This is a genomic window from Rathayibacter sp. VKM Ac-2856, assembly GCF_013205055.1.
Classification (GTDB): Bacteria; Actinomycetota; Actinomycetes; order Actinomycetales; family Microbacteriaceae; genus Rathayibacter.
The window spans coordinates 627627-652542 of the sequence record NZ_JABMLF010000001.1; the positions used below are offsets into that span (position 1 = coordinate 627627).

Consider the following 24916-nt stretch of genomic DNA (forward strand, 5'->3'; position numbering starts at 1 on the left):
ACGGCGCCGTGTTGCGCCCTCGTGTCGCAGCACACGGCCGCATCCATGGCAGGATCGGCGGCGCACCCGCCCCGACCTCCGCGAGATGCCACTTGTGCTCGCGACACGCCGGTGGCGGCGCCCACAAGTGGCATCTCGCGGCCCCCGCCCACCCCCTCCGACGACAGGACCCCCGTGTTCCGACGCCTGCGCACGCGCACCGACAACGTCCACCTCGGCCTCATGCTCGCCCTGACCTTCTCGACCGGCATCATCGACGCCGTCGGCTACCTCGGCCTCGACCGGGTCTTCACCGGCAACATGACCGGCAACGTCGTCATCCTCGGCATGGCGCTCGCCGGCGCCGACGACCTCCCCGTCGTCGGCCCGATCATCGCCCTCGTGGGCTTCATGCTCGGCGCCGCGATCGGCGGCCGCGTCCTGCGCCCGGTCAAGGTCGGCTGGACCACCCGCTCGTCCTGGCTCTTCACCGTCGTCGGCCTGCTGATGGCCGTGCTGGCCGTCGTCCTCGGCGTCGTCCCCGAGCACCCGGAGCCGCTCGCCCTGACGGTCACCGGCGTGCTGGGCCTCGCGATGGGCCTCCAGGCCGCGACCGCCCGCCACATCGCCGTCAAGGACGTCACCACCGTCGTCGTCACGTCGACCATCACCGGCCTCGCCGCCGACTCGCGCCTCGGCGGCGGCAAGGGCCAGCCCTGGTTCCGCCGCGCCACGGCCGTCGTCCTGATCGCCGTCGGCGCCGGAGTCGGCGCCCTGGCGCTGAACGTCGGCCTCTGGCTCGGCCTCGCCATCGCCGCCGCGATCACCCTGATCGCCTCGCTCCTCGGCCACCTGATCGCCCACGTCAAGCACGCCACCCCCGCCGAGGAGAAGGCCGCGGCCTGACCCGTCCCAGTGCGCCAGTTGCGCCTTCCTTAAGAATGCAGTCCTGCGCATAACGGGCCGTTGTGCATAAGATTCCGTCCATAGGAACGGAGATCAGGATGACCGGCTACCGGATCGACACGCAGCTCACGGAGCTCGGTGAGCACGTCCGCGGCTGGCGGATGGTGCTGGGCCTGACCGCCCAGCAGGTCGCGGAGCGCGCCGGCATCACTCGCGCGACAGTGCACAAGATCGAGGCAGGTGACCCCGGCGTCCGCTTCGGAAGCGTCGCTCAGGTCCTCCGCGCACTCGGCGTGCTCGACCAGACGATCGCTGCCGCGGATCCCCTCGCCAGTGACATCGGCCGACTGCGCGCCGGTCGCCTGACCAAGAAGCGCGCCCGATGACCACCGTGGACGTCCTCGCTGACGAGGACGGCCGCTCCCTGCTGGTCGGTCGAGCGCACTTCACCCGCACCCGCGGCGAGGTCTCGACCACCTTCCTCTACGACGCCGACTACCTGGTCAGCGGAGGAACGAGCATCGATCCCGCGCTGCCCCTGGTGAGCGGCGCGCAGCACCAGACCGGCCTCGTCCGCGCCTTCTCGGACAGCGCCCCGGACCGCTGGGGACGGAACCTCGTCGAGAAGGCCGAGCGGATCCGCGCGCGCGAGGAGGGCCGCGCACCTCGCCGCCTCGACGACGTCGACTTCCTCCTCGGCGTGAGTGACGACACCCGCCAGGGTGCACTCCGCTACCGCGTCTCCGGCAGCGAAGCGTTCGTCGGGGAGCCCTCGACTGTTCCCCCGCTGCTGTCCCTGCCGACGCTCCTGCGGGCTGCAGACGACGTCTCCGCCGACGAGGACCCGACCCGAGCGGTCAAGCAGCTTCTCGACACGGGGACGACCGGTCTGGGTGGAGCGCGACCGAAGGCGTCGGTGCGCCTCGAGGACGGCTCGCTGGCGATCGCGAAATTCCCGCACGGAAGCGACGAATGGGACGTCATGGCCTGGGAGTCGACCGCCCTGGATCTGCTGGATCGCGCGGGTGTCCGCACGCCGCACCGGAGACTCAGCCGCGTGGGAGGGCGAAGCGTCCTGATCCTGCGTCGGTTCGACCGCACGGAGAACGGCCTGCGGATCGGCTACATCAGCGCGATGACCGCCCTGGGCGGCTTCGACGGTGACCACCGGGACTACGCCGAACTGTCCGACTCCATCCGCGATCTCTCCTTCTCGCCGCGCGCAGACCATCACGAGCTCTTCGACCGCGTCGTCGCGAACGTGGCGCTCGGAAACACCGACGACCACCTCCGGAATCACGGCTTCCTCGCCGAGCGCGGCGCATGGAGGCTCAGTCCGTCGTTCGACGTGAATCCGAATCCCGACCCGTGGCGCGCTCGTTCCACTTCGATCATGGGAGCCGATGCACCGCCCGACGAAGCGGAGGCGCTGATCGCGCTCGCCGAGGGATTCAGCCTCTCGGCGCAGGAAGGCCGTGAGCGAATGATCCGCATCGCCGAGTCACTTGCTCCCTGGGAGGAGTCCGCCCGAGCGACCGGCATCGCTCAACGGGAGATCAGCATGATGGCCGAATCGATCCGGCCGCGACTCGAGGCGGTCGTCACCGCGGCCCGCTGAGCGCTCGCGCGATCGAGCGTCCGCCGGCTCCTCGGGTCATCACACGCCGATCCTCGCGCCTTTGCTCCTGTTGCAGCGCCAGCACAGAGTCTGAAGATTGTCGGGCACGCTCAGGCCGCCGCGAGAGAGCGGCATGATGTGGTCGACCTCGAGCAGCAGGTGCGGTTCGGCCATCGTCGAGATGCCGCACTTCCTGCAGGTCTCGTTGTCCCTGGACTTGATGAAGCGTCGAAGTCTCGACGTCATCAGAGCTCGCTGTCCTGCCGCAGACTTCGCTCGGCGGATCTTCTCCGCGAGAGTCTCGGAGAGCGCCTCCAGCGTCGGCGTATCGAGAACGATCTTGGTCGATTGAGCGCTGTTGCCGCCCGCCGAGACGTAGTCGAAGGAGTAGCGCGGATAGGGCACCTGGAGCGGCGACAGACGAGCCCCGACCTGATCCCAGAACTCCTGCGTGTAGTGCTTCCTGATGAACTTCGGCGGGGCCGTCCTCGACACGATCTCCACTTCGCGCTCGTGCACATTGCCGACCGCCGCCTCGAGCCGGGCGATGTCGTTCGCGACCCGCTGGACGTCGCTGAGAGTCTCGTGATCGGCTCGCACCGAGAAGTACTTCATCAGGTACTTGATCGGGTCCGCGGACGCGTTGCGGACGACTTGAAGGGAGGCGTGGTGGATATGGGGCGCATAGGTCGCGACGTTCCGATCCCGGCGGTAGTTCCAGGAGGAGTTGTTCTCGAAGGACGCCAGATGCGCGTGCTGTCCACTCGTGGAGGAGCCGAGTTCGAACGCTCCGCTTGCGCGGATCTCGTCCAGATATCCGACGACCTCGTTGTGCTCACCCACCAGGGAGGCGTTCGCCGCCTTGATCGCCTGGAAGTGCTCGGAGGCGAAGTAGCGGTTCTTCCGCAGGACCCGCACGAGTCGATTGACCACGAACATCACAAGGAATGCGAGGAGGGCAGCCCAGGGATTGCGCGTCGTCACCGCGACCACGAGAGGAGCCGCGATGAGGAGCGGAATGAGAAGCAGTAGGGGCATCGCGGCGTCTTTCGGGTCGTCCGTTCTCGCGCTCTTTCCGGCGGAGCACGGAGAACCTACACGCCACCGTTTCCGCGACTCGCTACGAGCACCCCTTCGGGGGGCACATCCTCATCGCTATGAGGGTGCAACGAGCGACAGAGTTCGGTCGGTCGGAACGTGGGAGCCGGTTCGCGGCCGCCGATCTTTTCAGCGCGGGGCGCGCTGGCAGCGCGGGCAGAGGTGCGACGAGCGGTTCATGAACGGGACGCGCACGATCGGCTCGCCGCAGCGCGGGCAGGGCTTCCCGGTCTGCCCGTAGGCGTTGAGGCTGTGCGAGAAGTAGCCGGAGGCGCCGTTCACGTTGACGTACTGGGCGTCGAAGCTCGTGCCGCCCTCGGCGAGGGCGCGCTCGAGCACCGAGCGGACCTCCGCGAAGAGGCGCCGGATCCGCGGCTCGGTCAGCGACGAGCTCGGCGTCTCCGGGTGCAGCTCCGCCGCCCACAGCGATTCGTCCGCGTAGATGTTGCCGATGCCGCTGACCAGGGTCTGATCGAGCAGGGCGCGCTTGATGCCGCTGCTCCGCCGGCCGAGCGCGGCGATGACGCCGGAGAGGTCGAAGAACGGGTCGAGCGGATCGCGGGCGATGTGCGCGACCTGCGAGGGCACGGCGCGCAGCCAGTCGCCCTCCACCGCGTCGTCGCCCGCGAAGCCGCCGGGGGCGCCGTCGGCGGTCGGCGCGAGCGTGTCGATCGCCATCGAGCCGAAGATCCGCTGGTCGACGAAGTGCAGCGCCAGCTCGCCGTGCTCGGGATGCTCGATGCCGATCCGGATCCGGGTCAGTCTCGCGAGCGCCGCGTCGGCCGTCCGCAGCAGCACCTGCCCGCTCATCCCGAGGTGCACGAGCAGCGCCTCGTCGCGCCCGGCCGGCAGCCAGAGGAACTTGCCGCGCCGCACCGCGCCGCGCAGCCGTCGCCCGACCAGCAGCCCCTCGAAGGAGCCGAGCGGGTGCACGTGGCGCTTGAGCGAGCGCTCGTCGACGATCTCGACGCTCGTGACGAGCGAGCCGGTGACGGCGGGAGCGAGACCGGCCCGCACCACCTCGACCTCGGGCAGCTCGGGCACGGTCAGTCCTCGATCGACGCGGCGGGCGCAGCAGGAGAAGCGGGCGCCACCGGCTCACCGGGAGCCGTCGCGGACAGCCGCGTCCACGCGTCGAGCGCGGCGGCCATCTCGGCCGCCTTCTTGCTGGTCCCCTCGCCGCGAGCGGTGACGAGGCCGCCGACGATGACGGTCGCGACGAAGACCTTGCTGTGGTCGGGCCCGGTCGCGGCGATGTCGTAGCGCGGGGCGGGCGCGCCGCGCTCGGCCGCCGCCTCCTGCAGGCTCGTCTTCGGGTCCATCGAGACGCCGAAGCGCAGCGGATCCGCGGTCAGCGGGGCGATCAGCCGCAGCACGAGATCGCGGGCCTCGTCCGGCCCGGTGCCGAGGTAGACGGCGCCGATGATCGCCTCGACGGTGTCCGCCAGGATCGACGACTTGTCGCGGCCGCCGGTCAGCTCCTCGCCGCGGCCGAGGCGGAGGTGCTCGCCCAGGCCGATGCCGCGGGCGATCTCGGCGAGCGCGACGGTCGAGACGAGGCTCGCCCGGCGCTTCGCCAGGTCGCCCTCGCTGAGCGCCGGGTACTCCGTGTAGAGCATGACCGTCACGGCCTGCCCGAGGATCGAGTCGCCGAGGAACTCGAGACGCTCGTTGTGCGGGATGCCGCCGTGCTCGAAAGCGAACGACCGGTGCGTCAGGGCGAGCTCGAAGAGCTCACCGTCGAGGCTCACGCCGAGCGTGGCCTCCAGACGCGACCGGTCGTCGCTGGAGGGTGTTGCGGGGGTCTGGTTCACCATGGACCGCACGGCTCGTGTCGCGGGGCGACGCGGAGCCGAAGGGGCGGGATCAGACGTTCGCGACCTTGCGGCCCTTGTACTCGAGGAACAGCGCGGTGCCCGCGGAGTCCTCGACGACCTTGGCGCGGTGCGGGAGGCTGTAGACGGTCTTGCCGTTCTCGACGGTCTTCACCAGGGGCGGGACCTCCGCCTTCCACTGCGAACGACGAGCGTGGGTGTTCGCGCGGGACTTCTTCCTCTTGGGAACAGCCATGATTCTCTCTTCTCTACCTCGGTCGGATCAGTGCGGTGCTGATCAGTACTAGTGCGGGTCGGTCTCGGTGCGCGGCTCGGCGCCGGCACCACTGTCTGCGGAAGCTCCGGGCGCTGCGGCCCCACCGGTCCCCGACTCGCCCAACCCGGCGAGCGCGGCCCACCTGGAGTCGCGCGGCGCCTCGGGCTCGGACGCGGAGGAATCGGCCAGCCGCTCCCCCGTGACAGGGTCGAGGCCCGGACAATCCGGCCGGCACACCGGCTGGAACGGCAGCGACAGCACCACCGCATCCCTGACCAGAGGTTCAAGATCCACGTGGTCGTCGTGAACCTCATAGTCGAAAGCTTCGTCAGAAGAGTACGCGAAAAGTTCCTGGAACTCGACATCGACAGGCAGGGAGATGTCGGTGAGGCACCGACTGCACTCGCCGACGGCCTCCGCGGAGACCTGGACGCTGGCCAGGATCCCCTCGTGCACCGACTCGATGCGGACGTCGAGATCGAGCGGAGCGCCCTGGCGGACGGCGACGATGCCCTCGCCGAAGGCCTCCGGCGCGTCGAGGTCGAGACGGTGCTCGCGCATCTCCCCCGGGCGGTTCACGATGTCGCGCACGTTCACGGTGAACGGCGTCTTCTTGAAAGTAGTCACGAGGATCGAGCCTAGTCCCCCGCCCCGCTCCCGGGCAGAGGTCGGCGGATCCCGCCGGGCCCTGCCCCGCCCCATCCCGCCCCGCCCCGTCCCGCCCGTCCCGTTCCGAGCCCACTCCTCACAAGTTGCGGTACTCGGGATCGACTACCGCAACTTCTGCGCAGTCGCGGAGTCCCGCCTCCGTCGCCGCGACGCAGCGGAAGGCGATCACGCAAAAGTTGCGGTAGTCGGAGGCGACTACCGCAACTTTTGAGGGATGGGATGGGATGGGATGGGACGGGATGGGGCGGGGCGGGGACTCGGCGAGCCGAGAGCGACGCCCCGACTCGTCAGGCCCCGCCCTCCTGCAGGGTCACCTCGATCGGCGCGTAGTCGGCGCCGCTGGTGTCGACGCCCTCGTCGGCGAGCTCGGCGAGCGCCTTCTCGACGTACTCGTTCGAGTAGGCGGTCTCCGGCGGGTCGTCGCTGATGATCGTCGCGCCGGTCTCGTTCTCGGTCGTCTTCGCGATGTCGACCGTCTGGTCCCAGGCGGCCTCGTCGATCATGCCGACCCCGTTCGTCGAGGGCCAGATCAGCTTGTTCACCTCGTTGGTCATCCAGAGCTGGTGGCTCGTGCCGAGCGTGGAGCCGGCCGCGGTGACGATGTCCGCCGCCGCCTGCGGGTCGTCCTTCGCGTAGATCCAGCCCTTGATCGACGCCTTGATGAAGGCGACGGTCTGCTCGGCGTAGGCGTCGTCGCTCGAGAGCCGGTCCGCGTCGGCCCAGATCGCGTCCTGGAGCATCGCGGTGCCGACGTCGTTCCAGCTGATCACGTTCAGGTCGTCCGGCGTGTACAGCTCGCCCGTGTCCGGATTCGTCGACTCGAGGACCTGCGCGTACTCGTTGTAGGTCATCGCCTGCGCGGCGTCGATGTCGCCCGCGAGGAAGCCGTTCATGTCGAACTGCTGCTGCACGAGCGAGATGTCGTCGAGCGCGACGCCGTCCTTCTGCATGCCGGCGAAGAGCTCCCACTCGTTGCCGTAGCCCCAGCTGCCGACCTGCTTGCCGGCGAGATCGGCGGGCGAGGTGATGCCCTTGTCCTTGAACGAGATCTGCGTGGTGGCGCTGCGCTCGAAGATCTGGGCGACGTCGGTGATGTTCGCCCCGTTCTCGATCGAGCCCAGCACCTTCGGGACCCAGGAGATCGCGTAGTCGGCGTCTCCGGAGGCGAGGACGTCCTGCGGGACGATGTCGCCGCCCCCCTCGGCGATGGTCACGTCGAGGCCCTCGTCCTCGTAGTAGCCCTGGTCGACGGCGGCGTAGTAGCCGGCGAACTGGGCCTGGGCGACCCACTGGAGCTGCAGGGTGACCGGGGTGAGGTCCCCGGAGTCCCCCGAGTCCCCGGAGCCGGTGTCGCCGGATGCGCTGCAGCCGGTGAGCGCGAGGCCGATGGCGGCGAGTCCTGCCGTGGTCGTCATCGCGATGCGCGTGCGTCTGTTCACTGTTCCTCCTGGTGCTGTGGCGGTGCGGGATGCGGCCCGGGCGGGCCGGGAGTGCCGTGGTGCGGATGGAGCGGTGGAGCGAGTGCGGATGGAGCAGGTGCGGATGGAGCAGGTGGTGCGTTCGGGTGGTGCCGTGGAGCCCGTCCGGCACGAGCCGGCGGGAGCGGAGGGGCGCGCCTCAGCGCGCGTGGCTGCGCCGCAGCGCGAGCACCTCGAGCCCCGCGGTGACGCAGTAGAAGACGAGGCCGACCAGCACGGCCCCGAGCACGTAGGCGTAGGCGAGCGCGTAGTCGCTGCCCGACGCCGCGGAGGTGATCGACTTGCCGAGCCCGCCGATCGGCCCGCCGAAGTACTCGGCGACCAGCGCCGAGATCACGGCGAGCGAGGAGGCGATCCGCAGCCCCGTGAAGAAGAAGGGCACCGCCCCGGGCAGCGTGATCGTCCGCGCCGTCTGCCAGGGCGTCGCGGCATAGGCGCGCATCAGATCCCGGTGTACGGGTGTCGCCTGGCGCAGCCCCCGCAGCGTGTTGACGTACACCGGCACGAAGACAGCGAGGGCCGCCACCAGCTGCCGAGCCGTCTCCACGTTGGCGCCGAACATCGTGTAGAGCACCGGAGCGAGCGCCACGATCGGCACCACGGCCGCCGCGGCGACGATCGCCGCCACCAGACCGTCGAAGACCCGCACCAGCGCCGACATCCCGGCGACCAGCACCGCGAGCACCGCCCCGGCGATCAGGCCGATCAGCGCGTTGCCGCCGGTGACCCGGCTCCCGGCGAGGACCGTGCCCGCGTTCTGCGCGAACTCCGCCCCGATCGCGAGCGGCGAGGGCAGCACGAACGGCTGCACGTCGAGCGCCGTGACGCCGACCTGCCAGACCAGCAGCGCCAGCACGCCGAGCACCAGCGGCGCGAGGACCGCCCGGGCGAGTGCGGGGCTGCTCACCGGTTCTCCACCCCTCGCGGCACCGCGGCCGCGTCGCCGTGCAGCAGCTCGCGCACGGCGCTCACGTCGGCGAAGAACGCGGCGTCCTCCCGGACGCCCGCCACGCGCTCGGAGGAGTCGGGCAGCGCGATCCGCAGCACGTCGCGGATCCGCCCGGGCCGGGGCGACATCACCACGACGCGGTCGGAGAGGAACACCGCCTCCGGGATCGAGTGCGTGACGAACACCACCGCGGCTCCGGTCTCGCTCCGGATGCGCAGCAGCTCGGTCTGCATTCGCTCGCGCGTCATCTCGTCCAGGGCGCCGAAGGGCTCGTCCATCAGCAGCAGCCGCGGGCTCTCGGCGAGCGCCCGGGCGATCGCGACCCGCTGCTGCATGCCACCGGACAGCTGATCCGGGTACGAGTCGGCGAAGTCGCCGAGCCCCACGAGCGCCAGCAGCTCGTCGACGCGGGAGCGGCGGGCCGCGGTGGCGACGCCGTGCAGCTCGAGCGGCAGCGCGATGTTCGCGCGGATGCTCCGCCACGGCAGGAGCCCCGCCTGCTGGAACGCGATGCCGTACTCCTGGTCGAGGCGGGCCCGCCGGGCGGTCTTGCCGAAGACGGTGATCGCACCCGAGGTCGGCTCGTCCAGGTCGGCGATCAGGCGCAGCAGCGTCGACTTGCCGCAGCCTGAGGGTCCGATCAGCGAGACGAACTCCCCCGCCGCGATCTCGAGCGACACGGTGTCGAGCGCGGTGACGCTCGCGGACTTCGTCGTGGTGAACGTCTTCGTGACGGAGTCGACGACGACGGCCTGCTCGGCAGCGCTCATGCGGGCTGCTCCCCTCTGCGGAACGGACGGAGCGCGGTGCCGATCAGCGCGACGGCGCCGGCGGCCGCGAGACCCACCAGCACCGCGCCCAGGATCGGCGCCCACGGCTTGGCGGGATCGCCTCCCGCGGAGGAGGCGAACTCGATGATCATGCGGCCGATGCCGCCGCGCAGGCCGATCGAGACCTCGGCGACGACGGTGCCGATCACGGCGCTGACGGAGCCGAGCCGGAGCGCCGGGAGGAGGAACGGCACGCTCGCGGGCAGCCGGAGCCGCAGCAGCGTCTTCCACCAGCCGACCCCGTAGACGTGCATCAGCTCGACCTGGTGCGCCGAGGGCGAGCCGAGCCCGCGCAGCGCCCCGATCGAGACCGGGAAGAAGGCGAGGTAGGAGGCGATCAGCGCGACCGACATCCAGTTCTCCCAGGTCAGCGCGCCGAGCTCGAGCTGCGAGCCCCAGCGGCGCACCAGCGGCGCGATCGCGATCAGCGGCACCGTCTGGCTCAGCACGATCCACGGCAGCACCGCCGACTCGGCCGTCCGGAAGCGCTGCATCAGCACCGCGAGCAGCAGCCCGACGACCACGCCGACGACCCAGCCCACGGCCGCGACCCCGAGCGAGAAGGCGCTCGCCTGCAGCACCGCGAGCCAGAGCGGCGGCGCGCCCCGCGCACCGGTCACCGGCTCCGCGAGCCGGCCCGCGATCTCCCACAGGTGCGGCATCGCGATGGCGCTGGTGCGCGGGAGCACGGTGACGCCCTGGATGACGACGCCCGTCTCGGGTCCGAGGGCCTTGTAGACCTCCCAGAGCACCGCGAGCAGGAGCAGCCCGGCCGCGCCGAGCAGGACCCCGCGCGTCGCGGCCGGCGACCTCATGCCTTCGCCACGATGTGCGGGCCGAGGGCCGGGATGACGCGCTCGCCGTACACGCGCAGCGTCTCCTCCTTGTTGTCGTGCTGCAGGTAGCCGGCGAACTGTGTGACGCCGATCTCGGCGAGCGCCGTCAGCTTCGCGATGTGCTCGTCGGCGGTGCCGAGGACGCAGAAGCGCTCGACGATCTCGTCGGGGACGAACGCGGTGTGCGAGTTGCCCGCGCGCCCGTGCTCGTTGTAGTCGTAGCCCTCGCGACCGGCGATGTAGTCGGTCAGCGCCTGGGGCACGGCGCCGCTCGTGCCGTAGCGGCCGACGATGTCGGCGACGTGGTTGCCGACCATCCCGCCGAACCAGCGGCACTGGTCGTACATGTGCGCGCGGTCGGTGCCGATGTACATCGGCGCGGCCACGCAGAACTGCAGCGACTCGGGATCGCGGCCGACGTTCGCCGCCGCGTCCTTGACGGTCCGGATCATCCAGCGCGCGATGTCCGGGTCGGCGAGCTGCAGGATGAACCCGTCGCCCACCTCCCCCGCCAGCTTGAGCGCGAGCGGCCCGTAGGCGGCGACCCACATCTCGAGCGAGGAGCCGCGGCTCCACGGGAACTGCAGCGTCGAGCCGTTGTACTCGACGGAGCGGCTGTTCGCGAGCTCGCGGATGACGTGGATCGACTCGCGCAGCGTCTTCAGCGTGGTCGGCGCTCCGCCGGTCACGCGGACCGCGGAGTCGCCGCGGCCGATGCCGCAGACGGTGCGGTTGCCGTACATCTCGTTGAGCGTCGCGTGCAGCGAGGCGATGACGGTCCAGTCGCGGGTCGCCGGGTTGGTCACCATCGGGCCGACGGTGATCCGGTGGGTCTTCTCGAGGATCTGCGAGTAGATGACGTACGGCTCCTGCCAGAGCAGGTGCGAGTCGAACGTCCACGCGTAGTCGAAGCCGTAGGTCTCGGCGAGGACGGCGAGCGCGACGGTGCGCGAGGCGGGCGGGTTGGTCTGGAGGACGACTCCGAAGTCCATGCGGGTTCCTTCGTTGCGGTGGGAAGAGGGGGACGTCGGGTCAGATCAGATACTGCGAGAGACCGCGCTTGATGTACTTGCCGTCGCCGGCGGTGCCGATGTAGTCCCCGTCGTCGACGACGACCTTGCCGCGGGAGATCACGGTGTCGACGTGCCCGTCGATCTCGAAGCCCTCCCAGGCGGAGTAGTCCATGTTCATGTGGTGGCTGCGGCCCTCGCCGATGCCGATCGAGGTGTGCCCGCTCGGGTCGTAGACGACCACGTCGCCGTCGGCACCGGGCTGGATCACGCCCTTCTTGCCGTACATCCCGAACATCCGCGCCGGAGTGGTCGAGGTGAGCTCGACCCAGCGCGGCAGCGAGATCTGCCCGGACACGACGCCCTGGTACATCAGGTCCATCCGGTGCTCGACCGAGCCGATGCCGTTCGGGATCTTGGAGAAGTCGCCGACGCCCATGTCCTTCTGGCCCTTCATGCAGAAGGGGCAGTGGTCGGTGGAGACCATCTGGATGTCGTTGGTCCGCAGCGACTGCCACATGTGGTGCTGGTGCCCCTCCGCCTTCGAGCGCAGCGGAGTCGAGCACACCCACTTCGCGCCCTCGAAGCCCGGCGCGCCCAGCTGCTCCTCGAGCGAGAGGTAGAGGTACTGCGGGCAGGTCTCGCCGAAGACGTTCATCCCGCGGTCGCGGGCCTGCGCGATCTGCTCCACCGCCTGCTTCGCCGAGACGTGCACGATGTAGAGCGGAGCGCCGGTGAGGTCCGCGATCATGATCGCCCGGTGCGTCGCCTCCTCCTCCGCCTGCCACGGCCGCGAGGTGCCGTGGAAGTACGGAGAGGTGTTGCCGGCGGCGAGCGACTGCTTCACCAGCTCGTCGATGATCGCGCCGTTCTCGGCGTGCATCATCATCATCGCGCCGTTCGAGGCGCCCTTCTGGAACGCGCGGAGGATCTGCCCGTCGTCCGAGAGGAACACGCCCTTGTAGGCCATGAAGAGCTTGAAGCTGGTGACCCCCTCGTCCATCAGCTCGTCCATCGCGACCAGCGACGAGTCCTGCACGTCCGACAGGATCTGGTGGAAGCCGTAGTCGATCGCGCAGTTCCCGGCCGCCTTCTCCTGCCAGGCCTGGTAGCGGTCGACGACGCTCTCGCCCGGATACTGCACCACGAAGTCGACGATCGAGGTCGTCCCGCCCCAGGCCGCGGCCCGGGTGCCGGTCTCGAAGGTGTCCGAGGCGAAGGTGCCGCCGAACGGCATCTCCATGTGCGTGTGCGCGTCGATCCCGCCCGGGATGACGTACTTGCCGCTCGCGTCGATGACGCGGTCGACGTTCGCGGCCAGGTCGAAGCCCAGCAGCGTCGAGCCGGGCGCGAGCACCGCGGCGATGGTCTCGCCGTCGATCAGGACGTCGGCGGTGGCGGTGCCGGTCGCGTTGACGACCGTTCCGTTCGTGATGAGGGTCTTCATCGATGCTCCTCGGTGGTTCCGGTGCTGCGGCGGTCGCGCGGTCGGTGCTTCTGCTGTCAGGGCTTCGCGGTCAGGGCTTCGGGATGCTCGTGTACGAGTCCGGACGGCGGTCCCGGTAGAACTGCCAGTCGTCGCGCATCTGCTGCACCATGTCGAGCTCGAGATCGCGGATCAGGATCTCCTCGCTCTCGCCCGAGCCGCGCTCGCCGACGAAGTTCCCGCGCGGGTCGATCACCTGGCTCGTCCCGTAGAAGTCGACGGCGAGCTCGCCGTACTCGTTGTCCTCGCGGCCGACCCGGTTGGGCTGGAGCACGAAGTAGCCGTTCGCGACCGCGGCGGCCGGGCCCTCCACCTCCCAGAGCCGGTTCGACAGACCGGGCTTCGTCGCATTCGGGTTGAACACCATGTGCGCGCCGTTGAGGCCCAGCTCGCGCCAGCCCTCCGGGAAGTGCCGGTCGTAGCAGATGTAGACGCCGACCTTGCCGACGGCGGTGTCGAACACCGGGTAGCCGAGGTTGCCGGGACGGAAGTAGAACTTCTCCCAGAAGCGGTCGAGGTGCGGGATGTGGTGCTTGCGGTACTTGCCGAGGATCGTCCCGCCGGCGTCCACCACCACGGCGGTGTTGTAGTAGACCCCGGTGATGTCCTCCTCGTAGATCGGCAGGATCATCACCGTGCCGAGCTCCTTCGCCAGCGCGGCGAAGCGCTGCACGATCGGGCCGTCGGCCGGCTCGGCGTAGCGGTAGTACTTCTTGTCCTCGGTGATCCCGAAGTACGGACCGTAGAACAGCTCCTGGAAGCAGACGATCTGCGCTCCCTGGGCGGCGGCGTCGCGGGCGAACTGCTCGTGCTTGTCGAGCATCGACTCCTTGTCGCCGGTCCACGTGGTCTGGGTGATCGCTGCGCGGACGATGGTCATCGGTACCTCCATGCTTCGGCCGGCCCGGTCCCGGCTCCGCCAGGGGCACCCGCGGGGCGGGAGGCGGGGCCGAAGGGCCGTGGTCTCACTGTGGTCCGCGATCGGGCCGAAGGCAATGACCGCCTCCGCTCCGCTCGCCGGACAGGGTGTCATCGTCGTCCTTCGACGTTTCCCGGGTGTTTCCGGCGCGGATCCGCAGCATTAAGGCCTCGTGGGTTCGGAATCCGCACCGTGCGACCGACCGCGGTAGCGTCGACGGATGCGCATCACGATCCTGGCCGGCGGCGTCGGCGGCGCCCGTTTCACCTCCGCGGTGCGCGAGCACCTGCGCGATCTCGAGGCGGCCGGTGGCGGTCACTCCGAGATCACGGTCGTCGCCAACACCGGCGACGACATGTGGCTCACCGGTCTCAAGGTCTGCCCCGACCTCGACTCGCTCACCTACGCGCTCGCCGGGGTGAACGACACCGAGCGCGGCTGGGGCCGGGCCGGCGAGAGCGAGCGCGTCTCGGCCGAGCTCACCGCCTTCGGCGTCGGCTGGCCCTGGTTCACCCTCGGCGACCTCGACATCGGCACGCACCTCGCCCGCACCTCGATGCTCCGCGACGGCCTCACCCTGACCCAGGCGACCGAGCGGATCACCGCGCGCTGGCCGCTCGGCGTCCGCCTGCTGCCGATGTCCGACTCCGACGTCGAGACCCACGTCGAGGTCGAGCTCCCCGGCGAGGGCGTGCGGCTGCTGCACTTCGAGGAGTGGTGGGTGCGGCTGCGCGCCTCGGTGCCCGCCCGCCGCTTCGTGCAGCAGGGCGTCGAGGAGGCGCGCCCCGCCCCGGGCGTGCTCGAGGCGATCGCCGACACCGACGCCGTGCTGATCGCCCCGTCGAACCCGGTGGTGTCGATCGGCACGATCCTCGGCGTGCCCGGCCTCGCCGACGCGGTGCGCACCACGTCCGCCCCCGTCGTCGGCGTCTCGCCGATCATCGGCGGCGCGGTGGTGCGCGGCATGGCGGACCACTGCCTGCCCGCCATCGGCGTCGAGACTTCGGCGGAGGCGGTGGGCCGGCACTACGGCGCGCGCTCGGGCGGCGGACTGCTCGACGCCTGGCTCGTCGGCGAGGAGGACGCGGCGGCGGTCGCCGCGCTGGACGGCACCGGTCTGCGCGTGCACTCGGTGCCGCTCTGGCTCCGCGACCGCGAGAGCTCGGTGCGCCTCGCCGCGGACGCGATCGCGGCCGCCCGAGCCTGACCGCTCGATCACCTCCCCTGTCGGCGTCTCCCAGCCTCGGAGGCCACGCTGGCAGTGATCCCGACCGCACCATCGAAAGGACCACCCATGCCCGGAGCCCTCGTCCTCGCCGGAGGCGGCCTCGCCGGAATCGCCTGGGAGCTCGGCATCGTCCGCGGCCTCAGCGACGCCTCCCCTGCCGCCGCGCGCCTCCTCCTCGACCCCTCGACCACGCTGATCGGCACGTCCGCCGGATCCGCGGTCGCCTCGCAGCTGAGCACCTCCGTCGGGCTCGACGAGGCCTACGCGTCGCAGCTGCGCGAGGAGTCCGCCGAGATCGGCGCCGTCGTCGACGTCGAGCGCCTGCAGGCGATGTACGCCGCCGCGATCGAGGGTGCGACGTCCCCGGAGGACGCCCGGCGCCGCATCGGCGCGCTCGCCCTCGAGACGGCGACGCTGTCCGAGGAGTCCCGCCGCGACGTGATCGCCGCGCGGGTCGCCGACGCGGACTGGCCGGAGCAGCGCCTCCTCATCACCGCCATCGACACCGCCACCGGCGCGCTCCAGGTCTTCGACCGCACGAGCGGCGTCGGCCTCGTCGACGCCATCGCCGCGAGCTGCGCCGTGCCCGGCGTCTGGCCGCCGGTGAGCATCGACGGCGTCCGCTACATGGACGGCGGCGTGCGCTCGGGCAGCAACGCCGACCTCGCCGCGGGCGCCGACTGGGTGCTCGTCATCACCCCGATGTCCGGGATCGGCTCGCCGGGCGTCGGCACCCTGCCGACGGCCGAGCTCGACGCCCTCGCCGGCTCCCGGGTCGAGGTCGTCTACGCGGACGAGGCCTCGATCGCCGCCTTCGGACCGAACTCGCTCGATCCCGAGGTGCGCCCCGCCGCCGCGCAGGCCGGGCGGGCGCAGGGAGCGCGGATCGCCGCCCGGATCGCGGCGCTGGTCGGCGCGGACGAGGCCGCCGCCTGACCGGCGGCGGAGAGGACCGGCCTCAGCGCTTCACGCCGTAGCGGAGGAACACGGTCCCGTCGCCGAAGCACCGCTGCTGCCGGAGCTCGAGGCGGCTCCGGAGCCCCTGCGGGAGGAAGGGCGTCCCTCCGCCGACCACGATCGGCGCGACGTACCAGCGGATCTCGTCGACGATGCCGGCCAGCAGCGCCTGGGCGCCGAGCGTCGCCCCGCCGACGGACACGTCGTGCGGAGAGGCGCGGACCTCCTCCGCCACCGCCGCGGGGTCGAACGCCCGCTCCAGCCGGGTGCGCCGGGTGCGGACGGCGGGCAGGGTCCTCGAGTAGACGACCTTGTCCGCCGCCCGCCACATCTCCTGGAAGTCGTCGATGAAGGCGAACTGCTCGGCGAGCGCGTAGCCCGCGTCCCAGCCGCGCATGGTCTCGTAGATCCGGCGGCCGTAGAGGTACGTGCCCACTCCGGCCTCGGTCTCGTTGATGAAGCGGTGCACCTCGGGGCGGGGCGTGGCCCAGCGGAAATCCCCGGTCTCGTCGACGGTGAACCCGTCGATCGATGCGACACCGCTGTAGACGAGCTCGCCCACACTGGCCTCCTCCGCGGTCGGCTTCGGGTTCCGGCCACGAGCGTGAGGGTAGGCGTGAGAGCGCTCCCGCGCAACGTCTGACGGAGAACAGTCGCCGAACAGCGGGCGGGCGGCGGCGAACGTCAGGCCACCTGGCCGGACGCCGGCTCGATCCGTCCGCCCGACCGCAGCGCCCGCCGACCTCAGTGCCGGCCGCCGAGCAGCGCCAGCACGTCCGCGTGGCGCCCCTCGGCCTCGGCGTCGCGGAGGAAGCGCACGCGGTCCACCAGCACCTCCTCCACCTCCGGCTGCTCCATCAGGATCCGCATCGTCTCGTCGAGGTAATCGGCCAGCGGCAGGGCGCTCGGGTCGTCCTGCTGCCCCATCAGCGTCGTCTGCACGGCCGGCGGCACCAGCTCGATGACCTGCACCGGGGTCTGGGCGAGCTGCACGCGGAGGCTCTGCGTGTAGGAGTGCACCGCGGCCTTGGTCGCGCTGTAGGTCGGCGTCGCCGGCAGCGGCACGAAGGCGAGACCCGAGGACACCGTCATCAGCACTCCGTCGGCCTTCCCGGCGATCCACGGGGTGAACGCGGTCAGCGTGCGGATCGTCCCGAGCAGGTTGGTCTCGATGATCGACTCGGCCGTGGCGAGGTGACCAGGGTCTCGGAGGTCTTCCGGCAGCATGATGCCCGCCATCGTGACGACGACGTCGAGGCCCGGGTGCTCGCGGGTGACGGTGTCGACCGCGGCGGAGATCGACTCCGGGTCGGCGACGTCGACGACGACCGACGCCGTGCCGGGGTGCGCCGCCGTGAACTCGTCCAGCAGCTCCCGGCGGCGCCCGCCGACGACGACGCGGTTGCCCGCATCGAGGAAGCGCTCGGCCAGGCCCTTGCCGATGCCGGAGGTCGCGCCGGTGATCAGGATCGTGCGTCCCGTGGTCTTCATGTCGTCTCCTTCGTCGGCCGGGGCTGTCGTACCCGGCCGATGCCAGAGTCGTCCGGTGCGGTGATCGCAGGAAGGGCTGGACGATCCAGGGACCGCCGCTCCCTGGTCCGCGGATCGCCCGGCGCGGCAGGATGAGCGCATGGACAGACCTGCGCTCGCCGAGTTCCTCCGCGGTCGACGCGAGCGGCTGCAGCCGTCCGACGTCGGGATGCCGCCCGGAGCGCGCCGCCGCACGGCCGGCCTCCGTCGCGAGGAGATCGCCTCGACCGTCGGCATGTCCGCCGACTACTGGTCCCGGCTCGAGCAGCAGCGCGGCCCGCAGCCGTCCGAGCAGATGCTCACCGCGATCGCCCGCGGGCTCCGCCTCGACCTGGACGAGCGCGACCACCTCTTCCGCCTCGCCGGCCAGACCCCGCCCGCGCGGCACCGGCGCGATGAGCACGTCTCGCCCGGCCTGCTCCGCGTGCTCGACCGGCTCGAGGACACCCCGGCGCTCGTCATCACCGAGCTCGGCGAGACCCTCGTGCAGAATCGTCTCGCCCGCGCCCTGTTCGGCGACGACGCGGGCTGGACCGGGCTCGACCGCAGCGGCATCCACCGCTGGTTCGCGCGTCCCGAGGCCGCCCGCCGCAGCTATCCCGAGCGCGATCACGAGCATCAGGGGCGGATGCAGACGGCCCAGCTGCGCTTCGCCGCCGCCTCCCCCGACGCGGACCCGCTGGCCGCGCGGATCATCGCGTCGCTGCTCGAGCGGAGCGGGGAGTTCCGCCGGTACTGGGAGCTGCAGGAGGTCACGGCCCGCTTCGAGGACCGCAAGACCCTCCAACACCCGGAGGTCGGCGAGATCGACGTCGACTGCCAGGCGCTCTTCACCGAGAACCAGGCCCAGGTGCTGCTGGTGCTCACCCCACGGGCCGGCTCCCCCGCCGCCGCCGAGGCCCTGCGCCTGCTCGGCGTCGTCGGCGACCAGCGGCTGACGCCCTCCGCGTAGCGCCGGTGCCCGGGTCGGCGCGGGAGCGGTGTCCGCCTAGGGTGGAGGCGGCCGCAGCGAGCGGTCGCGAAGGGTTCCCCATGAAGATCAGCCAGCTGCGTCACTTCGTGGCCGTCGCCGAGGAGCTCCACTTCGTGCGCGCCGCCGAGAAGCTCGGCATCTCCCGCAAGAAGCTCGACTCCTCCGTCGCCGCCGTCGAGCTCGACCTCGGCCGCCCCCTCTTCGAGCCGGGCGCCGCGGCGACCACCCTCACCGCCGCCGGACGCCAGCGCCTCGCCTCGGCCCGCGAGGAGCTCGCCGCGCTCGGCGACGAGCCGGAGGAGGCGCCCAAGGCGGGCGGCAAGGCCAAGGCCTCCAAGGGCACCGGCCGCGCCCCGATCGTCAAGGGCCAGCCCAAGCCCTACAAGCGCCGCCAGTCCCGCTGAGCCCGCTGCTCCCGCCGAGCGCGCTGCTCCAGCGGGGTACCGAGGTGGGCCCTACCGGGCTCGAACCGATGACATCCACGGTGTAAACGTGGCGCTCTACCAACTGAGCTAAAGGCCCCCGTCGCGGCCGGGCCGCGGACGATCGGGACGATCCTACGACACCGCCCGCGCCGCGACCGGACGCGGGCGGGGCTCCCCCGGCCGCCCGGAGCCCTGTCCGCGTCCCCTCACGGGAGCGCGAGCGCCGCTACTCTCGCGGGATGGCGGACAGCGACGACTCCCGCGCACGGCGCCGGGCCGAGAGCCGCTGGCCGGCCTCCGCGGCGATCCTCGTCGCCGTCGCACTCAACCTCGTCGGGCACGACCCCGGCACCGCGGCCGTCCGGATCGGCGCGGCCGTCCTCACGCTCGCGCTGCTGATCCCGCTCTTCGTCGTCAACCCGCGGCGCCTGGACACCGAGACCCGCTGGTCCCGCGGGGTGTCGATCACGCTCGCCGTCGTGCTCGCCGCGGCGAACCAGGTCAACGTCGTGCGGGTGGTGGTCGACCTCGTCGACGGATCGGCCGACGGACCGCTGCTGCTGCTCACCGCACTGCAGGTCTGGGTGACGAACGTCGTCGCCTACGCGCTGATCTACTGGGAGCTCGACCGCGGCGGCCCCGTCGCGCGCGGGACGCTCGAGCGCACAGAGCTGCCGTCCGCCGACTTCGCCTTCCCGCAGGACGCGTTCCGCGACGCCGCTCCGGAGGTGGCGATCACCTCGTCAGAGAAATCCGACTGGCGCCCCGGCTTCGTCGACTACCTCTACCTGTCGACGACGAACACGATGGCCTTCAGCCCGACCGACACCATGCCGCTCTCGAGCCGCGCGAAGCTGCTGATGGCCCTCGAGGGCGTCACCGGCTTCGTCCTGCTCGCCCTCGTCATCTCCCGAGCCGTCAACATCCTCAACTGACGCCTGCGGTGTGCACGCACGGCCGCAGTCCGCGAGATGCCACTTGTGCACGCGACACGCCGTGGAAGGCGGTCACAAGTGGCATCTCGCGGAAGGAGGACGGGCGTCAGGCGTGAGCGGGCGTGAGCGCGTCGATCGAGGCGCGGTAGTCGTCCATCGAGCGGGCCTCGCCGGGCGCGGTGATGAAGGTCTCGCGGATGACGCCGGCCTTGTCGATCAGGAAGGTCGCCCGGGTGGCGTAGCCCTTCTGCTCGAGGAAGACGCCGTACTGCTTCGCGACGTCGCCGTGCGGCCAGAAGTCGGAGAGCAGCGTGAAGTCGTAGCCCTGCTTCTCGCCCCAGGCGCGCAGGGTGTGCTTCGAGTCGACCGAGATGCCGATCAGCTCGACGTCCGCGTGCTCGAACAGCGCCAGGTTCTCGCGCAGCGCGCAGAACTCGCCCGTGCAGGTGCCGGAGAAGGCGAGCGGGAAGAAGACGAGGGCGACGTTGCGCCGCCCGTGGAAGTCGCCCAGCTGGATGCGCTCGCCGTACTGGTTCGCGAGTTCGAAGTCGGGAGCCAGCGTGAGCTTCTCGAGAGCCATCGGTCCGATGTCCTTCCATGCGCACGAATGTCGCGCGAGCACGAGGGGCAATGCTAGACCCGCTCTGCCGATCGGCCAAGGGAACCCGGTGTCCCACCCCTCGCGCTCCAGTCGGAGGCTGCGTCCCGGCCGCTGGACGCGGTTCCGCTGGAGAAATCCCACAGTGCCCTGTGCGGTTCCGTCGTGGATCGCCACACATGGTCGGAATCGCTAGGCTTGCACGGGTGCCCGCGCGCCGCTCGTCATCCGAGAATCCTGCGCGCGGATCCGCACCGCTTCATGAGAGTGATGTCTCGGGCACGATCTGCCCCCAGAGAGAGGTCGAGGGTGACTGTTAACGATCAGGACCCGTATTCCGTCGGACACGTCGACTCGGATCCCGAGGAAACGTCGGAGTGGAACGAGTCGCTCGACGCGCTCGTCGAGGAGCGGGGTGCGGGTCGCGGACGCGATGTCATGCTCAGCCTCCTCAAGCGCTCCAAGGAGCTGCACCTCGGCGTTCCGATGGTGCCGACGACGGACTACATCAACACCATCGCGGCCGAGAACGAGCCCGAGTTCCCCGGTGACGAGGACGTCGAGCGACGCTACCGCGCCTGGATCCGCTGGAACGCGGCGATCCTCGTGCACCGCGCACAGCGCCCCGGCATCGGCGTCGGCGGGCACATCTCGACCTACGCGTCGAGCGCCTCGCTGTACGAGGTCGGCTTCAACCACTTCTTCCGCGGCCAGGACCACCCGGGCGGCGGAGATCAGGTCTTCATCCAGGGCCACGCCTCCCCCGGCCCTTACGCGCGCGCCTTCCTCGAGGGACGCCTGAGCGAGCACCAGCTCGACGGGTTCCGCCAGGAGAAGTCGCACCAGGGCGGCGGGCTCTCGAGCTACCCGCACCCGCGCCTCATGCCGGAGTTCTGGCAGTTCCCGACCGTGTCGATGGGCCTCGGCCCGATCAACGCGATCTACCAGGCGCAGGCCAACAAGTACCTCACCAACCGCGGCATCAAGGACGCCTCCGACCAGCAGGTCTGGGCGTTCCTCGGCGACGGCGAGATGGACGAGGTCGAGTCGCGCGGTCAGCTCCAGGTCGCCGCGAACGACGGCCTCGACAACCTGAACTTCATCGTCAACTGCAACCTGCAGCGCCTCGACGGCCCGGTCCGCGGCAACGGCAAGATCGTCCAGGAGCTGGAGTCGTTCTTCCGCGGCGCCGGCTGGAACGTCATCAAGCTCATCTGGGGCCGCGAGTGGGACGACCTGCTCGCCCGCGACACCGAGGGCGCGCTGCTCGATCTGATGAACAAGACGCCCGACGGCGACTTCCAGACCTTCAAGACCGAGGACGGCGCCTACGTCCGCGAGAACTTCTTCGGCCGCGACGAGCGCGCGAAGAAGCTGGTCGAGGACTACACCGACGAGCAGATCTGGGGCCTTCGCCGCGGTGGTCACGACTACCGCAAGATCTACGCCGCGATGAAGGCCGCGACCGAGCACAAGGGCCAGCCGACCGTCATCCTCGCCCACACCATCAAGGGCTACGGTCTCGGCCGCAGCTTCGAGGGCCGCAACGCGACCCACCAGATGAAGAAGATGACCCTGGACAACCTGAAGGGCTTCCGCGACACCATGCGGATCCCGATCACGGACGCCCAGCTCGAGGAGAACCCCTACCTCCCGCCGTACTACCACCCCGGTCAGGGCGACGAGGCGATCGAGTACATGCAGGAGCGCCGCCGCGCGCTCGGCGGCTACCTCCCCGAGCGCCGCTCGAAGTACACGCAGCTCTCGCTGCCGGACGACTCGGCCTACAAGATCGGCAAGAAGGGCTCCGGGACGCAGGAGATCGCCACCACCATGGCGTTCGTCCGCATCCTGAAGGACATCCTGCGCTCGAAGGACTTCGGCAACCGCGTCGTCCCGATCATCCCCGACGAGGCCCGCACCTTCGGCATGGACGCGTTCTTCCCGAACGCGAAGATCTACAACCCGCGCGGCCAGCACTACACGTCGGTCGACCGCGAGCTGCTCCTGGCCTACAAGGAGAGCCCGCAGGGCCAGATCCTGCACGTCGGCATCAACGAGGCGGGCGCCCTCGCGGCGTTCACCGCGGTCGGCACCTCGTACTCGACGCAGGGCGAGCCGCTCATCCCGGTCTACGTCTTCTACTCGATGTTCGGCTTCCAGCGCACGGCCGACGCGATCTGGGCGGCGGGCGACATGATGGCCCGCGGCTTCATGATCGCGGCGACCGCCGGGCGCACCACGCTGACCGGTGAGGGCCTCCAGCACGCGGACGGCCACTCGCCGATCCTCGCGGCCACCAACCCGGCCGTCGTCAGCTACGACCCGGCGTACAGCTACGAGATCGCGCACATCGTGCAGTCCGGTCTCGAGCGCATGTACGGGGGGAAGCACCCGGACCCGAACGTCATGTACTACGTGACGGTCTACAACGAGCCGATCGTGCACCCCAAGGAGCCCGAGGACGTGGACGTGGACGGCATCGTCCGCGGCATCCACCGCGTCTCCTGGGGCCAGTGGGACGGCCCGAAGGCCCAGCTGCTCGCGTCCGGCGTCGCCGTGCCGTGGGCGATCGAGGCGCAGAAGCTCCTCGCCGAGGACTGGGGAGTGTCGGCCGACGTCTGGTCGGTCACCTCGTGGAACGAGCTGCGGCGCGACGGCATCAACGCCGAGCACCACAACTTCCTCTATCCCGAGGACGAGCCGCAGGTCCCCTACGTGACGCAGAAGCTCGCCGACGCGAAGGGCCCCTTCGTCGCCGTGTCGGACTTCTCGCACCAGGTCCCGGACCAGCTGCGCCAGTTCATCCCGGGCGACTTCGCGACGCTCGGAGCGGACGACTTCGGCTTCTCGGACACCCGCGCGGCCGCTCGTCGCCACTTCAAGATCGACGGTCCGTCGGTCGTGGTGCGCACGCTGCAGCTGCTCGCCAAGCGCGGCGAGGTCGACCCCTCGCTCTCCGCCCAGGCGATCCAGAAGTACAGCCTCCACGACGTGAACGCCGGCACCACCGGCAACGCGGGCGGCGAGAGCTGACGGACGGCTCGGTGCTCTCCTCCGACGACGCGCAGTCGACGACACGGGGCACTGCCTCCTCCGCGGAGCGTCCGGCCACCCGGCCGGGCGCTCCGCGCACGAAGGAGCAGACCCTCGCCTGGCTGCGGACCCTCTCGGGCGAGCTGTCCACGCAGACCATCAAGAAGCTCGAGGACACGCTGCCCTGGTACGGCAGCATGCCGCCGGGCCGGCGCTCCGCCGTCGGCATGGTCGCGCAGGCCGGCATCACCTCGTTCATCTCCTGGTTCGACGACCCCTCGGCGACGCCCTGGATCGCCGCCGACGTGTTCGGGGCCGCTCCGCGGGAGCTGCTCCGCTCCGTCTCGCTGACCCAGACGCTCCAGCTGATCAAGGTCACCGTCGAGGTGGTCGAGGAGCGGATCACCAACCGCGGCGAGGACCTGCGCGAGGCGATCCTGCTCTACTCGCGCGAGATCGCCTTCGCGGCGGCCGACGTCTACGCCCGGGCGGCGGAGGCGCGCGGCCTCTGGGACGCGCGCCTCGAGGCGCTCGTCGTCGACTCGATCCTCACGGGCGAGGCCGACGACGAGTTGCCGAGCCGCATCGCGGCCCTCGGCTGGCACGGCCACGGCGAGGTCGCGGTGCTCGTGGGCACCGCGCCCAAGATGCTCGACGTCGACCAGCTCCGCCGCACCGCCCGGCACATGAGCGCCGACGTGCTGATCGGCGTGCAGGGCAGCCGACTCGTGCTCGTCATCGGCCGCGCCGAGCCGAGCGAGAACGCGACCGAGGAGACCGGCCCGCCCGTCGCCTTCCTCGAGATCGCGAACGCGCTCGAGCCCGGCTTCGGCTCCGGACACCTGGTCCTCGGCCACGAGGTGCCGACGCTCGTGGAGGCGTCGCGCAGCGCCCGCGCCGCCCTCGCCGGCTTCGCGGTCGCGCGCTCCTGGCGCAACGCCCCGCGACCGGTGAACGCGGACGACCTGCTGCCCGAGCGCGCCCTCGCCGGCGATCCGCTCGCCCGGCAGAGCCTGATCACCCAGATCTACAAGCCGCTGCAGAAGCACTCGACCGAGCTGCTCACCACCCTGTGGGCCTACCTCGACAACGGCCGCTCCCTCGAGGCGACCGCCCGCGAGCTCTTCGTGCACCCCAACACCGTCCGCTACCGCCTCAAGCGGGTGGCGGAGGTGATCGGCTGGGACGCGACGGGCGCCCGCGAGGCGCTCATCCTCCAGTCCGCCCTCATCCTCGGCTCGATGAGCGATCCGGACGGAGCGGTCCGCCGCCGTCCGACGCGCAAGTGAGCCGTCGCCCTCAGGGAGACCTGTTGTAGAACCGCCACAAGCTCCTTGTGGATTGTCAGTACCTCAGAGCGCCGCA

Annotated in this window: 25 protein-coding genes and 1 tRNA gene; 10 read left to right on the plus strand and 16 right to left on the minus strand. The window is 70.8% G+C overall.

Annotated elements, in window-relative coordinates; all coding sequences use genetic code 11:
- Positions 1-174: 174 nt before the first annotated feature.
- The 3 genes from HQQ82_RS02930 (at position 175) to HQQ82_RS02940 (ending at position 2503) form a co-directional block, all read left to right on the plus strand.
- Positions 175-885 carry a YoaK family protein gene (locus HQQ82_RS02930; RefSeq protein ID WP_367947786.1) on the plus strand — a complete coding sequence of 237 codons (711 nt, stop codon included), beginning with the start codon at positions 175-177 and terminating at the stop codon, positions 883-885.
- 98 nt (positions 886-983) lie between these two features.
- Positions 984-1271: a helix-turn-helix domain-containing protein gene (locus HQQ82_RS02935; protein ID WP_173231577.1), complete on the plus strand. Its 288-nt coding sequence runs from the start codon at positions 984-986 to the stop codon at positions 1269-1271.
- Positions 1268-2503 carry a type II toxin-antitoxin system HipA family toxin gene (locus HQQ82_RS02940; RefSeq protein WP_173231578.1) on the plus strand — a complete coding sequence of 412 codons (1236 nt, stop codon included), beginning with the start codon at positions 1268-1270 and terminating at the stop codon, positions 2501-2503. Before HQQ82_RS02935 ends, HQQ82_RS02940 begins: the two co-directional genes overlap by 4 nt.
- A 39-nt stretch (positions 2504-2542) precedes the next feature.
- Here the strand turns inward: HQQ82_RS02940 and HQQ82_RS02945 are convergent, their stop codons facing one another.
- The 12 genes from HQQ82_RS02945 to HQQ82_RS03000 form a co-directional block, all read right to left on the minus strand.
- Positions 2543-3541, minus strand: coding sequence for an HNH endonuclease (locus tag HQQ82_RS02945; protein WP_173231579.1), 999 nt, complete (start codon positions 3539-3541; stop codon positions 2543-2545).
- A 189-nt stretch (positions 3542-3730) separates the two neighbouring features.
- Positions 3731-4645 carry a bifunctional DNA-formamidopyrimidine glycosylase/DNA-(apurinic or apyrimidinic site) lyase gene (gene mutM, locus HQQ82_RS02950; protein ID WP_173231580.1) on the minus strand — a complete coding sequence of 305 codons (915 nt, stop codon included), beginning with the start codon at positions 4643-4645 and terminating at the stop codon, positions 3731-3733.
- A gap of 2 nt (positions 4646-4647) precedes the next feature.
- Positions 4648-5418 carry a ribonuclease III gene (gene rnc, locus HQQ82_RS02955; RefSeq protein WP_173231581.1) on the minus strand — a complete coding sequence of 257 codons (771 nt, stop codon included), beginning with the start codon at positions 5416-5418 and terminating at the stop codon, positions 4648-4650.
- A gap of 49 nt (positions 5419-5467) precedes the next feature.
- Positions 5468-5671 (minus strand): 50S ribosomal protein L32, encoded by a 204-nt coding sequence (gene rpmF / locus HQQ82_RS02960; RefSeq protein ID WP_123445680.1) that lies wholly within the window; start codon positions 5669-5671, stop codon positions 5468-5470.
- A 48-nt stretch (positions 5672-5719) separates the two neighbouring features.
- Positions 5720-6253: a DUF177 domain-containing protein gene (locus tag HQQ82_RS02965; protein ID WP_254071243.1), complete on the minus strand. Its 534-nt coding sequence runs from the start codon at positions 6251-6253 to the stop codon at positions 5720-5722.
- Positions 6254-6648: 395 nt separating this feature from the next.
- Positions 6649-7776: an ABC transporter substrate-binding protein gene (locus HQQ82_RS02970; RefSeq protein ID WP_173232300.1), complete on the minus strand. Its 1128-nt coding sequence runs from the start codon at positions 7774-7776 to the stop codon at positions 6649-6651.
- Positions 7777-7978: 202 nt separating this feature from the next.
- On the minus strand, positions 7979-8746 hold the full coding sequence (locus HQQ82_RS02975) for an ABC transporter permease subunit (protein WP_173231583.1): 768 nt from the start codon (positions 8744-8746) through the stop codon (positions 7979-7981).
- Positions 8743-9558: an ABC transporter ATP-binding protein gene (locus HQQ82_RS02980; RefSeq protein WP_173231584.1), complete on the minus strand. Its 816-nt coding sequence runs from the start codon at positions 9556-9558 to the stop codon at positions 8743-8745. The genes HQQ82_RS02975 and HQQ82_RS02980 overlap by 4 nt, the downstream gene beginning before the upstream one ends.
- Positions 9555-10433 (minus strand): ABC transporter permease, encoded by an 879-nt coding sequence (locus HQQ82_RS02985; RefSeq protein ID WP_173231585.1) that lies wholly within the window; start codon positions 10431-10433, stop codon positions 9555-9557. The genes HQQ82_RS02980 and HQQ82_RS02985 overlap by 4 nt, the downstream gene beginning before the upstream one ends.
- Positions 10430-11446: a TIGR03842 family LLM class F420-dependent oxidoreductase gene (locus HQQ82_RS02990; protein ID WP_173231586.1), complete on the minus strand. Its 1017-nt coding sequence runs from the start codon at positions 11444-11446 to the stop codon at positions 10430-10432. The genes HQQ82_RS02985 and HQQ82_RS02990 overlap by 4 nt, the downstream gene beginning before the upstream one ends.
- A gap of 40 nt (positions 11447-11486) precedes the next feature.
- The gene (gene hydA, locus HQQ82_RS02995; protein ID WP_173231587.1) at positions 11487-12911 is read right to left on the minus strand and encodes a dihydropyrimidinase; all 1425 of its coding nucleotides are present in this window, start codon (positions 12909-12911) and stop codon (positions 11487-11489) included.
- Between the two features lie 70 nt (positions 12912-12981).
- Positions 12982-13830: a nitrilase-related carbon-nitrogen hydrolase gene (locus HQQ82_RS03000; RefSeq protein WP_173231588.1), complete on the minus strand. Its 849-nt coding sequence runs from the start codon at positions 13828-13830 to the stop codon at positions 12982-12984.
- 259 nt (positions 13831-14089) lie between these two features.
- Here HQQ82_RS03000 and cofD point away from each other — a divergent pair, with 259 nt between their 5' ends.
- Both cofD and HQQ82_RS03010 read left to right on the plus strand, forming a co-directional pair.
- Positions 14090-15076 carry a 2-phospho-L-lactate transferase gene (cofD, locus tag HQQ82_RS03005; RefSeq protein ID WP_173231589.1) on the plus strand — a complete coding sequence of 329 codons (987 nt, stop codon included), beginning with the start codon at positions 14090-14092 and terminating at the stop codon, positions 15074-15076.
- Between the two features lie 87 nt (positions 15077-15163).
- Positions 15164-16033, plus strand: coding sequence for a patatin-like phospholipase family protein (locus HQQ82_RS03010; RefSeq protein WP_173231590.1), 870 nt, complete (start codon positions 15164-15166; stop codon positions 16031-16033).
- A gap of 22 nt (positions 16034-16055) precedes the next feature.
- Here the strand turns inward: HQQ82_RS03010 and HQQ82_RS03015 are convergent, their stop codons facing one another.
- Both HQQ82_RS03015 and HQQ82_RS03020 read right to left on the minus strand, forming a co-directional pair.
- Positions 16056-16616 carry a dihydrofolate reductase family protein gene (locus HQQ82_RS03015; protein WP_173231591.1) on the minus strand — a complete coding sequence of 187 codons (561 nt, stop codon included), beginning with the start codon at positions 16614-16616 and terminating at the stop codon, positions 16056-16058.
- A 182-nt stretch (positions 16617-16798) separates the two neighbouring features.
- Positions 16799-17545 carry an SDR family oxidoreductase gene (locus HQQ82_RS03020; RefSeq protein ID WP_173231592.1) on the minus strand — a complete coding sequence of 249 codons (747 nt, stop codon included), beginning with the start codon at positions 17543-17545 and terminating at the stop codon, positions 16799-16801.
- A gap of 139 nt (positions 17546-17684) precedes the next feature.
- Between HQQ82_RS03020 and HQQ82_RS03025 the strand changes: the two genes are divergently transcribed.
- Positions 17685-18536 carry a helix-turn-helix transcriptional regulator gene (locus HQQ82_RS03025; RefSeq protein WP_173231593.1) on the plus strand — a complete coding sequence of 284 codons (852 nt, stop codon included), beginning with the start codon at positions 17685-17687 and terminating at the stop codon, positions 18534-18536.
- 80 nt (positions 18537-18616) lie between these two features.
- Positions 18617-18961, plus strand: coding sequence for a LysR family transcriptional regulator (locus HQQ82_RS03030; RefSeq protein ID WP_173231594.1), 345 nt, complete (start codon positions 18617-18619; stop codon positions 18959-18961).
- A gap of 45 nt (positions 18962-19006) precedes the next feature.
- On the opposite strand, the gene HQQ82_RS03035 is transcribed toward HQQ82_RS03030, so the two are convergent.
- A tRNA-Val gene (locus HQQ82_RS03035) sits at positions 19007-19079 on the minus strand.
- A 142-nt stretch (positions 19080-19221) separates the two neighbouring features.
- Between HQQ82_RS03035 and HQQ82_RS03040 the strand changes: the two genes are divergently transcribed.
- The gene (locus HQQ82_RS03040; protein WP_173231595.1) at positions 19222-19917 is read left to right on the plus strand and encodes a DUF1345 domain-containing protein; all 696 of its coding nucleotides are present in this window, start codon (positions 19222-19224) and stop codon (positions 19915-19917) included.
- A gap of 106 nt (positions 19918-20023) precedes the next feature.
- Here HQQ82_RS03040 and HQQ82_RS03045 read toward each other — a convergent pair whose 3' ends face one another.
- On the minus strand, positions 20024-20497 hold the full coding sequence (locus tag HQQ82_RS03045) for a peroxiredoxin (RefSeq protein WP_173231596.1): 474 nt from the start codon (positions 20495-20497) through the stop codon (positions 20024-20026).
- 327 nt (positions 20498-20824) lie between these two features.
- Here HQQ82_RS03045 and aceE point away from each other — a divergent pair, with 327 nt between their 5' ends.
- Together aceE and HQQ82_RS03055 are read left to right on the plus strand one after the other, a co-directional pair.
- Entirely contained in the window at positions 20825-23551 is a 2727-nt protein-coding gene (aceE, locus tag HQQ82_RS03050) for a pyruvate dehydrogenase (acetyl-transferring), homodimeric type (protein ID WP_173231597.1), read from the plus strand.
- A 122-nt stretch (positions 23552-23673) separates the two neighbouring features.
- A complete protein-coding gene (locus HQQ82_RS03055; RefSeq protein WP_173232301.1) occupies positions 23674-24840 on the plus strand; it encodes a CdaR family transcriptional regulator in 1167 nt (388 codons plus the stop codon).
- Positions 24841-24916 lie beyond the last annotated feature (76 nt).

What these genes read in the sequence shown, in the direction of transcription:
- HQQ82_RS03025 (WP_173231593.1), top strand. Translation starts at nt 17,685, where the DNA reads ATGGACAGACCTGCGCTCGCCGAGTTCCTCCGCGGTCGACGCGAGCGG.
- HQQ82_RS02940 (WP_173231578.1), top strand. Translation starts at nt 1,268, where the DNA reads ATGACCACCGTGGACGTCCTCGCTGACGAGGACGGCCGCTCCCTGCTG.
- HQQ82_RS02985 (WP_173231585.1), bottom strand. Translation starts at nt 10,433, where the DNA reads ATGAGGTCGCCGGCCGCGACGCGCGGGGTCCTGCTCGGCGCGGCCGGG.
- HQQ82_RS02970 (WP_173232300.1), bottom strand. Translation starts at nt 7,776, where the DNA reads ATGACGACCACGGCAGGACTCGCCGCCATCGGCCTCGCGCTCACCGGC.
- HQQ82_RS02965 (WP_254071243.1), bottom strand. Translation starts at nt 6,253, where the DNA reads ATGCGCGAGCACCGTCTCGACCTCGACGCGCCGGAGGCCTTCGGCGAG.
- HQQ82_RS03000 (WP_173231588.1), bottom strand. Translation starts at nt 13,830, where the DNA reads ATGACCATCGTCCGCGCAGCGATCACCCAGACCACGTGGACCGGCGAC.
- rnc (WP_173231581.1), bottom strand. Translation starts at nt 5,418, where the DNA reads ATGGTGAACCAGACCCCCGCAACACCCTCCAGCGACGACCGGTCGCGT.
- cofD (WP_173231589.1), top strand. Translation starts at nt 14,090, where the DNA reads ATGCGCATCACGATCCTGGCCGGCGGCGTCGGCGGCGCCCGTTTCACC.
- HQQ82_RS03040 (WP_173231595.1), top strand. Translation starts at nt 19,222, where the DNA reads ATGGCGGACAGCGACGACTCCCGCGCACGGCGCCGGGCCGAGAGCCGC.
- rpmF (WP_123445680.1), bottom strand. Translation starts at nt 5,671, where the DNA reads ATGGCTGTTCCCAAGAGGAAGAAGTCCCGCGCGAACACCCACGCTCGT.
- HQQ82_RS02980 (WP_173231584.1), bottom strand. Translation starts at nt 9,558, where the DNA reads ATGAGCGCTGCCGAGCAGGCCGTCGTCGTCGACTCCGTCACGAAGACG.
- HQQ82_RS02945 (WP_173231579.1), bottom strand. Translation starts at nt 3,541, where the DNA reads ATGCCCCTACTGCTTCTCATTCCGCTCCTCATCGCGGCTCCTCTCGTG.
- HQQ82_RS02935 (WP_173231577.1), top strand. Translation starts at nt 984, where the DNA reads ATGACCGGCTACCGGATCGACACGCAGCTCACGGAGCTCGGTGAGCAC.
- HQQ82_RS03030 (WP_173231594.1), top strand. Translation starts at nt 18,617, where the DNA reads ATGAAGATCAGCCAGCTGCGTCACTTCGTGGCCGTCGCCGAGGAGCTC.
- HQQ82_RS03020 (WP_173231592.1), bottom strand. Translation starts at nt 17,545, where the DNA reads ATGAAGACCACGGGACGCACGATCCTGATCACCGGCGCGACCTCCGGC.
- HQQ82_RS02990 (WP_173231586.1), bottom strand. Translation starts at nt 11,446, where the DNA reads ATGGACTTCGGAGTCGTCCTCCAGACCAACCCGCCCGCCTCGCGCACC.
- HQQ82_RS03010 (WP_173231590.1), top strand. Translation starts at nt 15,164, where the DNA reads ATGCCCGGAGCCCTCGTCCTCGCCGGAGGCGGCCTCGCCGGAATCGCC.
- hydA (WP_173231587.1), bottom strand. Translation starts at nt 12,911, where the DNA reads ATGAAGACCCTCATCACGAACGGAACGGTCGTCAACGCGACCGGCACC.
- HQQ82_RS03045 (WP_173231596.1), bottom strand. Translation starts at nt 20,497, where the DNA reads ATGGCTCTCGAGAAGCTCACGCTGGCTCCCGACTTCGAACTCGCGAAC.